The following is a 17,531-nucleotide window of genomic DNA, read 5'->3' on the forward strand; positions in this document are numbered from 1 at the left end:
GGGTTTGTGCTTTCTCAACCTGAGACGAAGTAAAACAAAACTGTTTTTGATAATCTCAACCTGAGATGGAGTAAAGTAAAACGGATTCTCATATTCTCATGTTGATTCCGGAATAAACATTATTTATCTTAGATTGTATGATTTTTGACATGGCTTTTACACTACAGTATTTAATTTTTATGCCTTATTTTTGAGTAAATATTGAAGCCGATGAGTTTGATTTATGGAAAAAAGATACAGGTAACGGAAGAGCATATTGATGCAAATCATCATGTCAACAATGTTCAGTATGTGAAATGGGTGGAAGAAATTGCTGCGGAACACTGGGATTTTGTGAAACATAAAACCCAAAATCCTGATGATATATGGATGCTTCTGGATCATCATATTCAGTACAAAAAACAGGTGTATCTGGGCGAAATACTCACCGTGAAAACCTATCCTAAAACTCCAGAAGGAATCAGGCAGCCCAGGAAAGTTGAATTTTATTGTAATGATAAGCTGGTCGTGGATTCACTGACGCTCTGGGTTTTCATTGACAAAAAAACAGAAAGGATCATCAGGCTGGAAAGTGACTGGCTGGATGCTTTGTAATTATTCATTCAGAATGGCAAGAATAAGATTTGCCTTTTCGTTATCGATATTGCCTGTGATTTCCTGTACATTTCCTTGTTTATCGATTATAAAATTAAGAGGATTTCGAATCAGTGAAAAATAAGATTGTAATTCCTTTACAGAATCCGGGATATGAATGAAATTGAATGTGTGATTTGCTAAAAACCGGTCAACTTTTTCTTTGGGATCATGAGTGATGGCTATGAAATTTACTTTTGTGCCTAATGTCTCCTCGAGTTTGTTTAGGTAAGGAAGTTCTTCAATACACGGTACACAGGTGGTTGACCAAAAGTTGATCAATGAAACTTTCCCCTGAAGTTCATCAGCACTGAAATTTTTGCCTTCTTTATTTTTATAATTCTCAATAGGAAAGTGTTGTCCGATCTTTTTCTCAAGAAGAGGGTGAGCCTGGAAGTGTCTTTGAGCGTTTAGAGATAAACTTAAAAGGAGCAGGAATGAAGAAAGAAATCGTAAACCTGGGATCATTTTTGGTGGTTATTAATTTCTTTTATCAACGTTCTCCGGGTTTTGTTTATTGTATGAATGACAGATTTTACTAAGAGTCATTTATAATTTACCAAACCGAAACTCAAATCAAATTCCTTATCTTTGCCCCATGATACGTATTACAAAAATTTTTACATTCGAAACGGCTCACGTGCTGTATAATTACGATGGTAAATGTAAAAATATGCACGGGCATTCTTACAAGCTGTTTGTAACGGTAAAAGGGAAACCCGTTAATGATCTGGAGAACCCGAAAAACGGGATGGTGGTTGATTTTGGAGATATAAAAAGTATCGTAAAGTCTGAGATTGTAGACGTCTGGGATCATGCCGTTCTGATCAACGGGCTGTCACCCCATAAAGAACTGGGCGAGGATCTTGAGGAAAAAGGGCATAAGGTAATTTACTGTACCTTCCAGCCGACCTGTGAGAATATGTTATATGCGATTGCCGCCAAAATAAAATCCAGGCTTCCGGAAGGGATTTCCCTGGCTTATCTTAAACTTCACGAAACGGAAAACTCTTATGGAGAGTGGTTTGCGGAAGATAATCAGTAATTTGTTTTCAATAAATAGTTAGGAAGTGTTAAAGACAACCATCAATTTAGAACCTGGAAAGAAAGTATATTTTGCTTCAGATCAGCATTTTGGTGCACCCAACCCAAAGGAAAGTAAAGTGCGTGAAGAGCGCTTTATTCGATGGATGGATGAGATCAAGCATGATGCGCAGGTGTTGTTTTTAATGGGAGATTTGTTTGATTTCTGGCACGAATGGAAACATGTCATTCCGAAAGGATATGTGCGTGTTTTAGGCAAAATAGCCGAACTGAAGGACCGGGGCATTCACATCTATTTTTTTGTGGGCAATCATGATCTTTGGATGAAAGATTATCTGGAGGAAGAAATAGGATGTACGGTTTTTTACAGCAAACAGTATTTTGAAATGGGCGGAAAGCAGTTTCTGCTGGCTCACGGAGATGGTCTGGGACCGGGTGATAAAGGATATAAAAGAATGAAAAAAGTCTTTACCAATCCTGTAGCGCAATGGTTTTTTAAATGGCTTCATCCTGATATTGCCATGAAAATTGCTTTGTATATGTCTCAGAAAAATAAAATGATCTCAGGAGATGAAGACAAAGAATTTCTGGGCGAGGATAAAGAATTTCTGATTATTTATTCCAAAGAAAAGCTGAAAACACAGAAGATCGATTATTTTATTTATGGCCATCGCCATCTTCCCATGATTATGGATCTGGAAGGAAAGGCAAAATACATCAATCTGGGAGACTGGATTTCCTATTTTACCTACGGTGTTTTTGAGCATGAATTTCAGCTGAAAACTTTCGGGGAAAGCGCAAAAAAAATTACCCCGTAAGAGGTAATTCTCCGAATGAACCGAAGTTCACTCTTGTTTTTAATCCATATTCCGGTTTTGTAGTTGCAATAACCTGACCAAAAATTTATTTTTAGCTTAAAAAAATATTAAAAACCTTATTTGTTTTATTAACCGATTTATAATGAGACAGTAAGAATAAAGTACTTTCACAAGTGAATACAATATTTGACATACAGACAGAGCAGGATTTTCTTGACGCATCACTGAAAACGTTTCGTTATCAATATGAGAATGTTGAAATTTACAGGCGTTTTGTAGATTATCTCAATATCAATCCTGATGACGTGAATGAGCTGGCTGCTATTCCTTTTCTTCCGATTGAAATGTTTAAAAATCATCAGATTCTCGATAAAAATGTCTCGGCTGATCTTTTTTTTCAAAGTTCAGGCACTACGCAGATGAATTTATCTAAACATTTTATCGCCGATGAGGAAATTTACAGACAAAGTATCTATAAAAGCTTTGAGCAATTTATCGGTAAACCTGAAGATTTTATTTTTCTGGGCCTGCTGCCAAGCTATCTTGAGCGGCAAAACTCTTCCCTTATTTATATGGTTGATTTTTTAATGAAGAAATCCGCAAAACCAGAAAACGGATATTTTCTTTATAATCATGAAGATTTATTTCAACTTTTAAATAAATTGGAAAATAAGAAAGTTATTCTATTTGGAGTTTCCTTCGCATTGCTTGATTTTATCGACTATTGTCATTCTGAACGAATTGAAGAATCTCTGGAGTTTTTAGAGAATTTAATAGTGATTGAAACCGGAGGAATGAAAGGAAGAAAAGAAGAAATGACTAAGGACGAACTTCTTAATATTTTACAGGAAGGCTTTAAAACCAAAAAAATCTACTCCGAATATTCAATGACTGAGCTTCTTTCTCAGGCTTATTCATTGGGAAATAATGAATATGAATGTCCGAATTGGATGAAAATCATGGTAAGAAATGCGGAAGATCCTTTTAATTATGAAAAAGAAGGAAGAACTGGAGCGATTAATATTATTGATCTGGCTAATATTCACAGCTGTTCATTTATTGCGACGCAGGATTTAGGTAAAATTAAAGGTAACAAATTCCAGGTTTTGGGAAGAATTGATCATTCCGATATTCGCGGATGCAGCCTTCTTGTGAGTTGATCGTGTTTGAGAGTATAAGCATTAATAGGCAGATGATTATTAGAAATAAAAAATTGTCAGAGTCCCGAAGGGACGACCTAAATAAGAATAGGATGCAGTCCTATTAAATTAGTAAAAAAGTGTTAAAAATCGAAGAATTGGTTCATGCGTTTATTTATTCTCAATGTGATTTTGAGAAGGAAATTGTATTGACCAACCATTTTCAGGCAGATTGGGAAGCGGATATTCTGATTGTGGACGCGGAAGGTTTCAGTCACGAAATAGAAATTAAGCTTTCGAAAAGTGATTTTAAAAATGATTTTAAAAAGTCTTATACCAATTCCAATACGGGCGAGAAATTCCTGAAGCACGACAAGGTATTCTGTGGCGATTATGTCTGCAATGCATTCAGCTTTCTGCTTCCGATGGGAATGGTAGAGCATGATTTAATTCCCGCACACTGTGGAATCATCGAATTTTACCACAATGTTGATTCCTGGGATACGGAGTTTTATATCATCAGGAAGCCGCAAAAAGTACATGAAGATCCTTACTGGAAGCTGAATGACAAGGATCTGTTCATCCGGAAAATGGCCCTTAATTTACTCCAGAGAAAAATGGAAATCAAAGGTAAGCACGAAGAACTGATCTTTAAAAATCCTTTTGATATTAGGAAACTGAAATGACACTCCTTTTTATTAAAGTAATTTTTACATGATATTTTTATTTAAAATTCTACTATAAATTGTTCTTACGATTAAATCGTATAAAATATTTTCATTATTTTTAGGTTGGAAATCTAAAACGGTTTTAATGAAAAAGATTTTGTGTCTGGTTCTTTTTTCCATGATGTGTGGAGCTTATTTTCCCCAGGTGGCAAAAAAAACATTGCCATGCTATGATCTTACAGAGGTCTTGAAAGTAGAACCCACAATGCTGTACAAGCCTCACCTCGACGCTTCCAAGAGTTTCGGAATTAAACTTCTGAAAGATTCTAAAACGATGCAGAAATATATCAATAACGGTAAGTTTCACAAAATCAGTAAATCAGGAAGGGGATATCGTGTCCAAAAGCTTGATTACAGCAGGGCATGGATGGTATCTAAAGGGAAACTCATGCTGCAAAAGATAGCAACGCGCTTCAGCAAAGAGACGAAGGGAAGTACTTTCACGGTATCTTCGATCACCAGGACGCTTGAGGATCAGTGCAGATTAAGAAAAATTAATACTAATGCATCTTTGGGCATCAGCTCGCACAATTACGGCAATTCTTTCGATATTTCTTATGTACGCTTTAATGGGGTTTTGAGATATAATTCTAAGCTGGAGATCGCTTTGGAGAGGGTTTTAAAGTATTATTACGATGCGGGAAGGATCTATTATATCAAAGAAAGACAGCAAAGTTGCTTTCATATTACGGTTAGGGATTATTAAATTATTTTCAATTATATGTGATATAGTTGCACAGATAATTTAGTTTCTTTAATTTTATGGCACTTTAAAAATACCATGAATATGAATGCATTCACCAGAGATCAATTTGATGCAGCCGTTACAGGATGGACAAATTGTTGTTCAGATTTTTACGCAATTACAAAACTTATCCCTACCAATTATGTTTTCACTTTTGAGGCTGAACAGATGGACTGGATGAGAAACCTGAATAAGTATAATGAATTTTGTACGGAAATCGGAGTTTATCAGGGGCAGCTTGTCGCAATCCTTTGCCCATTAGACGGAGCAGGAAAGAAACTTGTTGTAGACAAATTTCCTTACAGTCCTCTGCAGAAATTGGATAGAGATCTTAGGCTGATGGAAACACAAGAATACATTGTTGTAAAAAATGCTGTTCTTTCATCGGATCTGCAGATAGTTGATAACAGCGAAAATGCCTATCTTCCGGTATCCAGTAAACCGATGCTGGATCAGGATAAAGCGGTTTCTGCTATAGAATCCTGGAGAGATGAAGCAATGACCTGGTTCTACAGAGAATGTACCGAGTTCAAGGGCAGCAGAATTTTCAAAAGATTTTTTGTGCCAACGGAAGACATTACTCCTACGAAAAGCGGATTTACTCATGTCGTATGTTCATTCGGTCTTAAGTTTTCTGATGTTTACCAGAGACTTTTGCCAACACTTATTTTTATCTCTTTTTATGAAGATCTTCAGAACTCAGGAAGCATCCAGACCATTTCCAATACGTACGACTGGTCTCAGCCATGCCCTCCTATGTGCCCCCTTAATTAAAAATATTTAAAATATATTGTGGATACTTACAAAGTAATACTTTATCTTAATAATAGTTTACTTGTCATTTGTGCTCTTATAGGACTTATCAGGTACAAATTTTTTAAAAATTCAGAAAAATGGTATGTCTATTATATCATTTTTCTTTTTTTAATTGAAGCTGTTGTTAAACTCTGTTTTTATATTTTCGGAATTAAAGATGTTAATTTCGTTTTTCCTTTTTATGTTGCCGGTGAGCTCTTGCTGCTGGGGATTTTGTATATAAGGAAACTTAATATGTCGGTTTACTGGTATATTCCGGTTGCCATCCTTGCCGCTTTCTTTTTTATAGATTCTGATATAACGAATGATGTGAAAAAAGTAATCTCCAATATTGTGGTGATTTGTTTTGCAGGATATGCCTTGCTGACGGAAATTAAAAGCATCAAAATCAATGACCGCTTTATGCTGGCAGACAGTTTTATATTTCTGTATTATGCGCTGTCGGTCTTTTTGTTTTTTCTTCTCAGACAGCTTTCTGATCTTGGAACCGAAGAAGCCACCATGATCTGGAGTATCAATAATATTCTCAGCAGTGTTTTGTATTTATCCATCATATATACTTTTTTAAAATTAAAGAAATAACGCTCAATATCAACTTTTTTATCATGTTAATTGTCGTTCTGGTAATTATCATGACCTTCATTTTGCTTGCGTACAGGAGCTTTATACAAAGGATTATTAAAGAAAAAAATACACAGCATGAAGCGGAAGTACTGCATCAGAAAAACCTGGTGCTGGAAAATATAAAAGCCCAGGAATCCGAAAGGAAAAGGATTGCCGTGATGATTCATGATGATATCGGAAACCGGCTTAATATTTTATCATTATGGCTGAATAACCTCGATACAAAAGGTGATGAGCTTATTAAGAAAAATATTACCACCCAGATGTCTGCCCTTATTGATTCTGCACGAAGCATTTCTCATTCATTGTATCCGGTAAATCTGGAGACTGTGGGACTTGTTTTATATATTGAAGAATTGATTGCCAACTTATCCGGGAGAGTAAATATTTCTTTGAATGTCAGTCCGAAATTTCAGAAAAAAGATATTTTTACAGAAGTTCAGCTGTACAGAATTATTCAGGAATTTACAACCAATGTTCTCAAACACTCGGAAGCATCAAGAGTATGGATTTATATTAAAGATAATCAAAACAATCTGGCCGTTGTTATTTCAGACAACGGAGAAAGCTTTGAATATGACGAAGTGAAAAAAGGAATGGGCATCAAGAATATAGAATCCCGCATAAAATCCATGAACGCAATCCATAAATGGAAAAATGTTTTGGGCAAAGGAAGCCGGCTAATCATTAAAATCCCTAATAACCATGAATTCGCAAATCAAAATAGCACTAATTGATGATGAACAGCTCATCCTTGAAGGGGTAAAAATGCTACTGTCTTCCGAACAGAATATTTCGGTAGTCTCTACATCCAATAACGGACCTGGTTTTCTCGAAACATTAGAAAATACTTTGGAAGAAAACTTTCCGGACATTGCTTTGGTAGATGTTCAGATGCAGCCCATGAACGGTTTTGAACTGGTTGAGATCCTCAAGGAAAAATATCCCAATCTTAAGATTATTATCCTTTCTTCCCACTATAAAACAACGATTTTAGGATATATGGTAAAACTGGGTGTTTCTGCATTTCTTCCTAAAAATTCCAACCGCAACGCTTTTATAGAAGCCATTACCATGGTTTATAAAAACGGAATATTCTTCACGCCGGAAGATCACCAGATGATTTTTTCTTACATGAACAGTCCTACCAAGAAAAAAACACTCTTTGAGATGGACGATGAGCTTTCCGACCGGGAAAAAGATGTCGTCAGGCTCATTTGCCAGGAATGCACCAACAATGAAATTGCCGAAAAACTGTTCATCAGCCCGAGAACGGTAGAAAGTCACCGGCAGAGAATCGTCGAGAAAATTGGCGCCAAGAATACTGTAGGAATTGTTATTTATGCCATCATCAATAATATTCATCCTTTAGAAAGAATATGATTCCGTAGAAATACGGAATTTTTTATTTGGTACTTTTTACTCTATAATCCCGTTTGTTTTCATCGTTACTTTGAAAAGTTCTTAAAATAAGTGCTTCATTATGAGAATGAACACGAGATAAAACCACAAGGTGACATGGAAAGCAAGATAATTTCTGTCGGAATTTTTTTTGACGGAACCGGAAATAATGGAATGAACGCGATTTCTACTGAAAAACCTCCGAAAAACAATGAAAGCTATTATGGAAATATTACCAATATTTATAAATTGTTTCAACTGTTTAATGGTGAGGAAAAACTTTATATAGAGGGTATTGGGACTGTTACTGACAAAGAAGACAGCGATTTTGCCATGGCTACCTGTATGAATCCGGCGGGATCTCAGGGATATTCTTCTGACGACAAGCTTCAGAAAGCATTCTCTTTTATTCAGGATATAATGTATGACACGACAAATCAGTATGAATTTTACATTTACGGATTCAGCAGAGGTTCCATGCTTGCCAGAAATTTTTGCTATGAATTGCTAAAACCAGATACTTTATTTCAGGAAAATAGTACAGTGAAATTTCTCGGAGTTTTCGATACTGTAGAATCTTCGCCTTTCAATGATTACAACGTCACGGTACTTCCAGCAACTGAAAAAGCGCTGCATATCTGTGCGGTAAATGAGTGCCGGTATTTTTTTCCGTTAACAGGTATTTTTGATGATTCCGGATGCATGCAGGACTCAGAATTTAAAACTGACAATTCTGTATGGAAAGAAATTTTTGTTCCCGGTGCCCATGCAGATGTTGGAGGCGGATATGTTGAGGGTTCTCAGTCGGTTTACGTTTCTCCGAATTTTCTGATTGAAAGCGAGCTTGAAGCGTATCTGGATAATGTAAGAACTACAGCGACAGATGCCCAAGGTCATGAAATATGGAATTATTTACTTAATGATTATTTTGTAGATCATGGTGATTTTTTTTCACAAGCCTGTATTGTAAGAAATCTTGTGTACAATGAACTTTCCAAAGTTTATGGGAAACTTATGCTAAAGGAATCCAATACACAGCGGCAGATTTTCAGGACAGATTTTCAGGAATCCGATTTTTTGATTGATGCTGAAAAACATCCTTATTTAACACAGCTTTCAAAAGCTCTTGAAAATTATACCCAAGACATTTCTTCAGCAATAAAACCGTTGTATGACTACCGGAAACTGACAGATTATACACACATTTCAGCAAATTTCGGATTGTATATTCCTGCAATTCTGAAAAACTCTGAAGATGGCGGACAAACGGAATTCATCAATAACGGACTGAACGTGCCCGGGAATTCCGAAGATCAGCTCACTGCCAATTCGTCAAAACTACAGTCGGAAATACATCACATAGAAGATTCTATCGTGGATTACGCATACGGAACAAATATTCCAAATAATGATAATTGGAATCGTACGATATTGATTAAGGAAAATTTATACAATAAATGTTAGTACTTTTTCAGTTTTAAATTTAGGTGTGGAGCTGTCCTGGTAAGACAGCTCTTTTTTATTGAATTTTTCTTAACAAAACCTTTTTTAAGAATCACATTTATAAGAAGTTCTTTTTCTTATAGTCAGTTCTTTTATTTTCCGTATTTTTGCACGCGAAAATTCATTATTCACTATTAATCATATTTAACATGCTTTCGGTTCAAGGTTTAGGATTACATCACTCGGGAAACTATCTTTTTCAAAACGTAAATTTTACGATTAAAAAAGATGATAAGATCGGTCTGGTCGGTAAAAATGGAGCAGGAAAATCCACATTACTGAAAATGCTTTCAGGAGAAATCAATTTCTATGAAGGTAACGTTGTTCCGGAAGGAAATATCACGATCGGTTTTCTAAAACAGGATCTTGATTTTGTGAAAGGCAGAACGGTTTGGGATGAAACGATGCAGGCTTTTGAGCAGATCAATGCTTGGAAAAATGAATTGGAGGAAGTGAATCATCAGATGGCGACAAGAACCGATTATGAAAGCGATTCTTATACGGATCTGATCAATAAAATGACCGAACTGAATGACCTTTTGATGAACCACGACGCTTACAATCTCGAAGGCGACATGGAAAAAGTATTGTTTGGTTTAGGTTTTAAAGCAGATGATTTCCAAAAGATCACGGATGAATTTTCCGGAGGCTGGAGAATGAGAATTGAGCTGGCAAAGCTGCTGCTTCAAAAGAATGACATCATGCTTCTCGATGAGCCTACCAACCACCTTGATATGGAATCGATCATCTGGCTGGAGAATTTCCTGAAAGATTATCCGGGAGCGATTGTTCTGGTAAGTCACGATAAACAGTTTATGACAGCCGTGTGCAATCGTACTTTCGATATCAACAATAAAAAAGTTGACGATTATAAAGCCAATTATACCAAATATCTCATCATGCGCGAAGACCGCCGCGAAAAGCTGATTCAGGCCAAAAAGAATCAGGATGCGGAAATCAAGCAGATGGAAGACAATATCAATAAGTTTCGTGCCAGTGCTACCAAAGCATCTTTTGCACAGTCTCTTATTAAAAAATTAGATAAAATCGAGCGTATCGAGGTTGATAATGAAGATGTTTCTAAATTCAATATCCGTTTCGTGCAGTCTGTTGTTCCCGGGAAAGTTATTTTCGAAGCTGAAAAGTTAGGAAAAGCTTACGGGCAGAAGCAGATTTTTGATGATGTTGATTTTATTGTTCAGCGAGGTGACAGAATCGCGCTTTTGGGACAAAACGGCCAGGGAAAAACGACCTTAGCCAAAATTCTTGCCGGTGATATCAAAGATTATTCAGGTTCATGGAATCTTGGACATAACGTAAATATTGGTTATTTTGCACAAAATCAGGAGGAAGTTTTAACACCGAACAAAACGGTTTTGGAAGAAGCGGAAGACGCTGCAACCGAAGAAACAAGGCCGAGAGTGAGAGATTTGTTAGGATCTTTCCTGTTTCAGGGAGAAGCGGTGACGAAGAAAACAAAAGTGCTTTCCGGAGGAGAAAGAAACCGTTTAGCTTTATGTAAACTATTGCTACGTCCGTTCAATACTTTAATCATGGACGAACCTACCAATCACCTTGATATTCAATCTAAAGAGATCATCAAGCTGGCGCTGCAGAAATTTGAAGGAACATTGATCGTAATTTCCCACGACAGGGAGTTTTTGCAGGGTCTTTGCGATAAGATTTATGAATTCCGCGATGGTCACATGAAAGAATTCCTTGGTGATATCAACGAATATCTGGAATACAGACAAAAAGAAACCATTCGTGAAATTTCTGCAGAAAAAGCAAAACTTCACAACGAAGTTCCGAAAATGGAAGAAAAAAAGACTGAAGAAAAGTCTGTCTCCAACAACCAATCAAATGTAATCGTAAGCAAAGAACAGAAGAATATTCAGAATAAATTGAAAAAAGTAGAAGAGCAAATTACCGAGCTGGAAACAAAAATTGAGGAATTTGAAGTTTCTTTTACTAAAGATAATCCTTCTGAAGAAACATTGGAAAAGTATAGTAAAACTAAAGAAGAGCTGGAGCTTGCTTTGCAGGAATGGGAATATTTAGGTTCTCAGTTGGATTAAGCTTGTAACAACGCTCTGATATTCTCTACATATATCAAGTATTTTAAGAAAACTTTAATGTCAGTTTTTAATTTATTTTTATAATTTTGACGAATGGTCTTTAAAGAAAGCAGAAATCTGAAAAGTTTTATTTCCAAATTATTGTTTGGAATATACTTTCTTGCGCTGTTTTCCCAGAATTTCCATAGCCACAGTTCTGAAGATGTTTTTAAAAGTTTCAGTTTTAAAAAATCAGAAAATACCATTACAAAAAACCTAGCCAAAGAAAAATCAGCCGACTGTCTGGCGTGTCATTTTATGGCTACAGGACATACTTTAGTTCCTGAAGAATTCAGTTTCACTCTTGAGAATTATACGCATGAAGTAAAGCAGATCATCGGTATTCAGGAGAAAATCTGGTCACAGACAAAATTTACCTTTCAGCTTCGGGGGCCGCCTGCCATTTCATAATTCATAGATTTCTTATTGGTTTAAAGTGCAATGTTTGAGTTCAGGGTTCATTACCTTGGCTGTTTATCAATACATTACATTATGCTTTATCCAATCTCAACAATTAATTTTTTACGAAAATGTACTTAAAAAGTACACAATCAATCTATTTAACAATGAAATTGATCTATAGTTTTATGCTTATCCTTTTTGGATTTGCATTGACAAACGCACAGCAAACTTACACTGTTGAAGGAACTGTCAGGGATTTTCACGACAAAACCATGCTGGAAAATGCAGAAGTGAAGATCGGAGACTTTTCGGCAAAAACAGATAAAAACGGTAAGTTTTCTTTCAGCAAAATTCCTGCGGGAAATTATATACTCATTGCTAAACATCCTGATTGTAATGATTATACTGAAAATGTAGGAGTTACAAAGGATTTGCATTTGGCCATAACGCTCGAACACCATATCCAGGATATCGAAACGGTAACCGTTCACGGAAGCCATAAGAATAACGGGAGTATGGTTGTGAAAACGATTGACAAATCGACGATTTCACGGAATATTACTGAAAATCTCGGAAATCTGCTGACCAATATTTCCGGTGTCAATACTCTGAAAACCGGGAATAATATCGCAAAACCTATTATCCATGGTCTTTATGGTAGCCGGGTTGCTATTCTTAATGATGGTGTAAAGCTGGCAGAGCAGGAATGGGGTGTAGAACACGCGCCTAACGTTGATGTCAATAATTTTGAACATATTGACGTGGTAAAAGGAGCTTCTGCCCTGAAATACGGAAGTGGTGCCGTGGGTGGTGTGGTCGTTCTTCAGCCGCAGGTTTTGTCTAAAAAAGATACGATCATGGGCGCGGTTTCGCTTTCAGGGATTTCTAATGGAAGAGGCGCAGGTCTTAATGTAAAACTGGCCAAGACCTGGGAAGATGGCTGGGCTGTTAAAACCAATGGAAGCTTTAAGAAGCTTGGAGATCTTGATGCGCCGTCGTATGGGTTAATGAATACTGGGCTTCAGAGTTCAGGGTTTAATTTCGGGGTACAGAAGATGACTTTTAACAGAGGTTTTTCTTTTGATTATTATCTTACGAAAAGCTCAATAGGAATTCTCAGAAGTTCTCACGTAGGAAACTCAGAAGACCTGTATCTTGCCCTTACTTCTCCGGAGCCGATATACCAAAGGGATTTCAGCTATAATATCGATAATCCGAGACAGGATATTGAGCATCATATTGCTAAAATTTCTGCTTATCAGAGATTTGAAAACTTTGGAAAAATTACGGCCACTTACAGCTTTCAGTACAACCATAGGAAGGAGTATGATATCCGTCGTGGAGAAGAGCTCAGTAAGAAGCCTGCATTGGATCTTGAGCTTATAACCAATGATCTGAATATTGACCACATCATCGAAAGAGGAAAATGGAATCTGGAATCCGGAATTAATGCGGGCTATCAGAACAATTATTCCAATACACAGACGGAAGCAAGACGCCTGGTTCCGAACTATGACAGATATTATGCCGGAATTTATTCCGTTTTTAAATATAAAATTACTCCTGATCTAGACATGGAAGTTGGCGGAAGATACGATTTTGATCATTATGAAGTGACAAAATGGTACGATCTGAGCGACTGGAACAAGCTTTATGCCTCAGATTATTCAGATTTTGAAGTGAGAGTGAACCAAAACAGAATTCTTACAAAACCGTCATTAAGTTATCATAATATATCGGCCAACGCGGGAATTGTTTATCGTCCTTTCCAGAATTTTGATCTGAAATTCAACTATGCGAGAGTTTCAAGATCTCCGAATGTTGCTGAGCTGTTTTCAGACGGACTGCATCATTCGGCAGCGATTATTGAAAGAGGAGATATGAGGATTAAAAGTGAAACGGGAAATCAGTTTAATCTTGTGGCAGATTTCAGGGCTAATGTTTTAAAAGGGTTGAATGTTTCTTTGAATCCATATTTCTTTTACACCAAAAATTTTATTAATGAAGTTCCTTCAGGGTACCAAAATACGCAGTGGGGAGGGGCTTTTGTTGTGTACAAATATGAGCAGATTGATGCAAAAATGTATGGCGTAGATCTAGATGTTCAGCTTAAAATTACCGACAATCTTGCCTACAAAGGAAGTGCGGCGTACGTTTATGGGCAGGATCTCACTCATGATGTACCTTTAATTATGATGATGCCTCCGAATTTTAATAATGCATTGGAATTCAGTAAAAAAGATTGGAAAAACTTTTACTTCAATGTAAGCAACAACACTTATCTGAAGCAAACGAGATTCCCGATTTACAATATTCCGATCAGATTATTCGATTCAAACGGTAATGCATACAATCAGGAGGTGGATATTTCTACGCCTCCGCACGGATATTCACTCTGGAACTTTCAGACCGGAGTGGGACTTTCGAAAAATTTTGGGGTTGATTTTTCAGTCCGTAACCTCTTTAACAAGTCGTACAGAGATTATCTGAACAGGCTTCGTTTCTTCGCCGATGACATGGGAAGAAATTTTATCTTAACTCTTAAATATCAATTTTAAATTACTTAAATCAAAAAAAATGAAAAATATTTTTAAAAATACAACACTTATCGCAGGGCTATTATTCTTATCGGCTTCTTTAAGCTTAACATCTTGTAACAGAAGCGACGATGAGGCAGATGATCTTCCACAGGAAGAATTGTCTGATGTTCTGCTAAAAGTAACAGATGTCTCTACAGGAAATTCCACAGTTTACGATTATCAGGTAAACAGTACGACAAATCCTAATGTAAAGCTTACCAACGGGCATACTTACAATGTAGAAGTAATCTTCAAGAACGGGGATGAAGATGCCACACAGGAAATCAGAGATGCGAAAGACGAACATTTTTTAGTGTATAATTTCCCGAATTCTGATATCACGCTTACACGTACAGATGATGCATCTTCTACAAGATCAGACGGAAAACATGTGGGACTGAAAACTCAATGGGTTGTAAATACAGCAGTTAAAAATTCATCTGCACCTGCTCAGCTGGTTCTTACCTTGTTCCATGAGCCGGTAACGGTTTCCGAAGCTTCTTCAGTAAGCGGCAACGGGGTAGTGTACGGGTCTCACACGGGAGGCGAAACCGATGCCCAGGCAAATTATAATATTATCAATTAATATATCATTAATCTTGTTAACGAAAACCACTGATTTTTTTAGTGGTTTTTTATTTAACATTATTTGGCTTTTTAAGTTGATCTTAATGCATAGATTTTCATAAAAATTTCCTATTTTTGCAACCTAAAATTTTAATCAATAATGAAGGTTACCGCACAAAACCATGATGATGTAAGTGCATTGCTTACAGTGACATTGGAAAAATCTGACTATAAAGAAAAAGTTGAGAAGCAATTGATTAATTATGCTAAAAATGCGCAAGTTCCTGGTTTCAGAAAAGGAAAAGTGCCTTTAAGTATGGTTAGAAAACAATACGAAGCTGGTATTGCATTCGAAGAAATCAATAAGCAGGTTTCTGATGCTTTGAACAACTATGTCAACGAAAACAAATTAAGATTAGTTGGTCAGCCAGTTCCTCAGCCTGTAAACGAATTAGATTACAATGCTGATCAGTTGGAAGTTGCTTTTGAAGTAGGATTCGAGCCTGATTTTACTATAGATTTGGCTAAATATGAAGCACCTCACTATAAAGTTGAAGCTTCTGAAAAAGAAATTAACAAGAGTATTGAAAACATGCAGAAGCGTTTCGCTGAGCAGGTTCCTCAAGATAAAATCACTAAAGATTCTTACATTGCTTTAGAAGTTTCTCAGGTTGTGGAAGAAGATGCTGAAGGAGAACATCACCACCATCCTAAAAACGTTACCGTTACTGCTGAAAACAAAGAGGCTTTCAAATTGGTAAAAGGTTTGAAAATGGACGGATCTGTAAAAGTTTCTAAAGAAACTCTTGCCGGTGATGAAGAATTGGCTAAAGAATTAGGATTCTCTAAAGAAGAAGTTGAGCATTTACACCACAATGAAGTTGAGGTAAAAGTAAAAGATTTCTATTCTTTGAATCTTGCAGAGCTTAACCAGGAACTTTTTGATAAAGTTTACGGAGAAGGAAATATTAAGTCTGAAGAAGAATTAAAAGAAAAAGTGAAAGCTGAACTGGATGAATACTTCCAGCAAAATGCAGACGTTCACTTTGTAAATAAAGTATTGGAGCAGGTTTCGGAAAAAGAAGAAGTAAAGCTTCCTGAATCTTTCCTGGTTAAATGGTTATTATTTTCTAACCAGAATATCCAGTCTGAAGAGCAGGCGAAAGAGATCCTGGAATCTGAGAAAAACCAGTTAAAATATCAGATCATCGAAGGTAAACTAATGACTGATAACGAAATTCAATTGGATTACACAGATGTTTTGGCACAGGCAGAGCAGTTGGTAAGAAATCAATTGGCAATCTATGGAATTCACCACTTAGGTGATGAGGAAATCCAGAAATATGCTGTTGAAATGTTGAAAGATCAGGAGCAGGTAAGACAGATCTCTTCAGAAGTTGCTATGACTAAACTGAAAGATGTTATTCTTGAAAAAGCGACAAAAAAAGAAACTGCAATTTCTCACGATGAGTTTTTAGAAGAGCTTAAAAAATAATTTATATCATCATAAATATTTTGAAACCACCATTTTGGTGGTTTTTTTATTTGATGGATTCATAAAATTTATCATTCAATATTCATATATTTACGGTCTAAATTTAGTATATGAAAAAGATCATCATTCCGTTTTTATGCGCTGTACTTTATGCTGCTCCGGTGGCTGCGCAATCTGCTTCTGCTGCTCCCGCAAAGACGGAGGCTGTAAAATCGAAATTAACGCCGAAAGAAGTTATCGATAATTATCTGAAAGCTCTTGGAGGAAAAGATAAACTGGAAAGCGTAAAAACTACACTTATTGAAAATACACTTACCGTTCAGGGAATGGATATTTCCATGACTACAAAGAAAATGGGAAGCAAATTCAAATCTGAACAATCTGTAATGGGCCAGAAAATGGTTCAGTTCTTCGATGGTGAAAAAGGTTATTTTGAACAGGGAGGCCAGAAAATGGACATTCCTGCCGATAAAATTGCGGAATTAAAAAAGAGCAAAGTAATTGATGCCTTAGGGTATGACCCTGCAACCTTCACGGCAGTTACCGTTGAAAAAGTTGATGGGAAAGACTATAATGTTTTAACTTCGGACAAAGGAAAATTCTACTTCGATGCTTCTACAGGATTGTTGTACAAATCTTCTGCAGCTGAAGGAGTAGCAACTGTAAAAAGTTATATGACAGCAGACGGAATTAAATTCCCACAAGAAATTGAGGCGGAAGGAAACGGTCAGAAAGTTGTTATCAAAACAACAAAAATCACTATTAATTCGGGTGTTTCTGATGCCGATTTTAAATAAAAAAATATTTTTTTAATAGTATTTGGCCGGGTTTTCCCGGCTTTTTTTGTTACATAAAAATTCAATTTTATCTCCCGTGAGGACTGTAAATTGTAGAATGGAGAAGTGATTCAGAAAATATTC

At 36.4% G+C, this 17,531-nt stretch carries 18 protein-coding genes; 17 read left to right on the forward strand and 1 reads right to left on the reverse strand.

Annotated features, from left to right (window positions below):
• Positions 1-210 precede the first annotated feature (210 nt).
• Complete coding sequence (locus tag ACWNCI_RS18115) at positions 211-594, forward strand: acyl-CoA thioesterase (RefSeq protein WP_449389353.1); 384 nt, start codon at positions 211-213, stop codon at positions 592-594.
• On the opposite strand, the gene ACWNCI_RS18120 is transcribed toward ACWNCI_RS18115, so the two are convergent.
• On the reverse strand, positions 595-1,101 hold the full coding sequence (locus ACWNCI_RS18120; protein WP_449389354.1) for a TlpA family protein disulfide reductase: 507 nt from the start codon (positions 1,099-1,101) through the stop codon (positions 595-597).
• Positions 1,102-1,231: 130 nt separating this feature from the next.
• On the opposite strand from ACWNCI_RS18120, the gene ACWNCI_RS18125 reads away from it, so the two are divergent.
• The 16 genes from ACWNCI_RS18125 to ACWNCI_RS18200 all read left to right on the forward strand — a co-directional run bounded on the left by ACWNCI_RS18125 (position 1,232) and on the right by ACWNCI_RS18200 (position 17,408).
• Positions 1,232-1,678 carry a 6-pyruvoyl trahydropterin synthase family protein gene (locus ACWNCI_RS18125; RefSeq protein ID WP_346986438.1) on the forward strand — a complete coding sequence of 149 codons (447 nt, stop codon included), beginning with the start codon at positions 1,232-1,234 and terminating at the stop codon, positions 1,676-1,678.
• Positions 1,679-1,703: 25 nt separating this feature from the next.
• Positions 1,704-2,495, forward strand: a complete 792-nt coding sequence (locus tag ACWNCI_RS18130; protein ID WP_346986437.1) for a UDP-2,3-diacylglucosamine diphosphatase — start codon at positions 1,704-1,706, stop codon at positions 2,493-2,495.
• 173 nt (positions 2,496-2,668) lie between these two features.
• Entirely contained in the window at positions 2,669-3,655 is a 987-nt protein-coding gene (locus ACWNCI_RS18135) for a LuxE/PaaK family acyltransferase (RefSeq protein WP_449389355.1), read from the forward strand.
• Positions 3,656-3,774: 119 nt separating this feature from the next.
• The gene (locus ACWNCI_RS18140; RefSeq protein WP_449389356.1) at positions 3,775-4,320 is read left to right on the forward strand and encodes a hypothetical protein; all 546 of its coding nucleotides are present in this window, start codon (positions 3,775-3,777) and stop codon (positions 4,318-4,320) included.
• Positions 4,321-4,447: 127 nt separating this feature from the next.
• Complete coding sequence (locus tag ACWNCI_RS18145; protein WP_449389357.1) at positions 4,448-5,068, forward strand: DUF5715 family protein; 621 nt, start codon at positions 4,448-4,450, stop codon at positions 5,066-5,068.
• Between the two features lie 81 nt (positions 5,069-5,149).
• A complete protein-coding gene (locus ACWNCI_RS18150; protein WP_449389358.1) occupies positions 5,150-5,881 on the forward strand; it encodes a hypothetical protein in 732 nt (243 codons plus the stop codon).
• Between the two features lie 276 nt (positions 5,882-6,157).
• On the forward strand, positions 6,158-6,505 hold the full coding sequence (locus ACWNCI_RS18155; protein WP_449389359.1) for a hypothetical protein: 348 nt from the start codon (positions 6,158-6,160) through the stop codon (positions 6,503-6,505).
• 23 nt (positions 6,506-6,528) lie between these two features.
• A complete protein-coding gene (locus tag ACWNCI_RS18160; RefSeq protein ID WP_449389360.1) occupies positions 6,529-7,284 on the forward strand; it encodes a sensor histidine kinase in 756 nt (251 codons plus the stop codon).
• On the forward strand, positions 7,253-7,930 hold the full coding sequence (locus ACWNCI_RS18165; protein WP_346986431.1) for a response regulator transcription factor: 678 nt from the start codon (positions 7,253-7,255) through the stop codon (positions 7,928-7,930). Before ACWNCI_RS18160 ends, ACWNCI_RS18165 begins: the two co-directional genes overlap by 32 nt.
• 135 nt (positions 7,931-8,065) lie before the next feature.
• Positions 8,066-9,412, forward strand: a complete 1,347-nt coding sequence (locus ACWNCI_RS18170) for a T6SS phospholipase effector Tle1-like catalytic domain-containing protein (RefSeq protein WP_449389361.1) — start codon at positions 8,066-8,068, stop codon at positions 9,410-9,412.
• Positions 9,413-9,600: 188 nt separating this feature from the next.
• Entirely contained in the window at positions 9,601-11,529 is a 1,929-nt protein-coding gene (locus ACWNCI_RS18175; RefSeq protein WP_449389362.1) for an ABC-F family ATP-binding cassette domain-containing protein, read from the forward strand.
• Between the two features lie 93 nt (positions 11,530-11,622).
• The gene (locus tag ACWNCI_RS18180; protein ID WP_449389363.1) at positions 11,623-11,979 is read left to right on the forward strand and encodes a hypothetical protein; all 357 of its coding nucleotides are present in this window, start codon (positions 11,623-11,625) and stop codon (positions 11,977-11,979) included.
• Between the two features lie 155 nt (positions 11,980-12,134).
• Positions 12,135-14,528: a TonB-dependent receptor gene (locus tag ACWNCI_RS18185; protein ID WP_449389364.1), complete on the forward strand. Its 2,394-nt coding sequence runs from the start codon at positions 12,135-12,137 to the stop codon at positions 14,526-14,528.
• Positions 14,529-14,547: 19 nt separating this feature from the next.
• Positions 14,548-15,135 (forward strand): hypothetical protein, encoded by a 588-nt coding sequence (locus tag ACWNCI_RS18190; RefSeq protein ID WP_449389365.1) that lies wholly within the window; start codon positions 14,548-14,550, stop codon positions 15,133-15,135.
• 141 nt (positions 15,136-15,276) lie between these two features.
• Positions 15,277-16,611, forward strand: coding sequence for a trigger factor (locus ACWNCI_RS18195; protein ID WP_449389366.1), 1,335 nt, complete (start codon positions 15,277-15,279; stop codon positions 16,609-16,611).
• A gap of 110 nt (positions 16,612-16,721) precedes the next feature.
• The gene (locus tag ACWNCI_RS18200) at positions 16,722-17,408 is read left to right on the forward strand and encodes a hypothetical protein (RefSeq protein WP_449389367.1); all 687 of its coding nucleotides are present in this window, start codon (positions 16,722-16,724) and stop codon (positions 17,406-17,408) included.
• Positions 17,409-17,531 lie beyond the last annotated feature (123 nt).

Source organism: Chryseobacterium lineare, assembly GCF_977014045.1.

Bases quoted from the DNA above. Each gene is read 5' to 3' on its own strand.
- ACWNCI_RS18185 (WP_449389364.1), top strand. From the start codon at position 12,135: ATGAAATTGATCTATAGTTTTATGCTTATCCTTTTTGGATTTGCATTG.
- ACWNCI_RS18175 (WP_449389362.1), top strand. From the start codon at position 9,601: ATGCTTTCGGTTCAAGGTTTAGGATTACATCACTCGGGAAACTATCTT.
- ACWNCI_RS18165 (WP_346986431.1), top strand. From the start codon at position 7,253: ATGAATTCGCAAATCAAAATAGCACTAATTGATGATGAACAGCTCATC.
- ACWNCI_RS18150 (WP_449389358.1), top strand. From the start codon at position 5,150: ATGAATGCATTCACCAGAGATCAATTTGATGCAGCCGTTACAGGATGG.
- ACWNCI_RS18170 (WP_449389361.1), top strand. From the start codon at position 8,066: ATGGAAAGCAAGATAATTTCTGTCGGAATTTTTTTTGACGGAACCGGA.
- ACWNCI_RS18200 (WP_449389367.1), top strand. From the start codon at position 16,722: ATGAAAAAGATCATCATTCCGTTTTTATGCGCTGTACTTTATGCTGCT.
- ACWNCI_RS18145 (WP_449389357.1), top strand. From the start codon at position 4,448: ATGAAAAAGATTTTGTGTCTGGTTCTTTTTTCCATGATGTGTGGAGCT.
- ACWNCI_RS18190 (WP_449389365.1), top strand. From the start codon at position 14,548: ATGAAAAATATTTTTAAAAATACAACACTTATCGCAGGGCTATTATTC.
- ACWNCI_RS18180 (WP_449389363.1), top strand. From the start codon at position 11,623: ATGGTCTTTAAAGAAAGCAGAAATCTGAAAAGTTTTATTTCCAAATTA.
- ACWNCI_RS18155 (WP_449389359.1), top strand. From the start codon at position 6,158: ATGTCGGTTTACTGGTATATTCCGGTTGCCATCCTTGCCGCTTTCTTT.
- ACWNCI_RS18195 (WP_449389366.1), top strand. From the start codon at position 15,277: ATGAAGGTTACCGCACAAAACCATGATGATGTAAGTGCATTGCTTACA.
- ACWNCI_RS18115 (WP_449389353.1), top strand. From the start codon at position 211: ATGAGTTTGATTTATGGAAAAAAGATACAGGTAACGGAAGAGCATATT.
- ACWNCI_RS18160 (WP_449389360.1), top strand. From the start codon at position 6,529: ATGTTAATTGTCGTTCTGGTAATTATCATGACCTTCATTTTGCTTGCG.
- ACWNCI_RS18120 (WP_449389354.1), bottom strand. From the start codon at position 1,101: ATGATCCCAGGTTTACGATTTCTTTCTTCATTCCTGCTCCTTTTAAGT.
- ACWNCI_RS18125 (WP_346986438.1), top strand. From the start codon at position 1,232: ATGATACGTATTACAAAAATTTTTACATTCGAAACGGCTCACGTGCTG.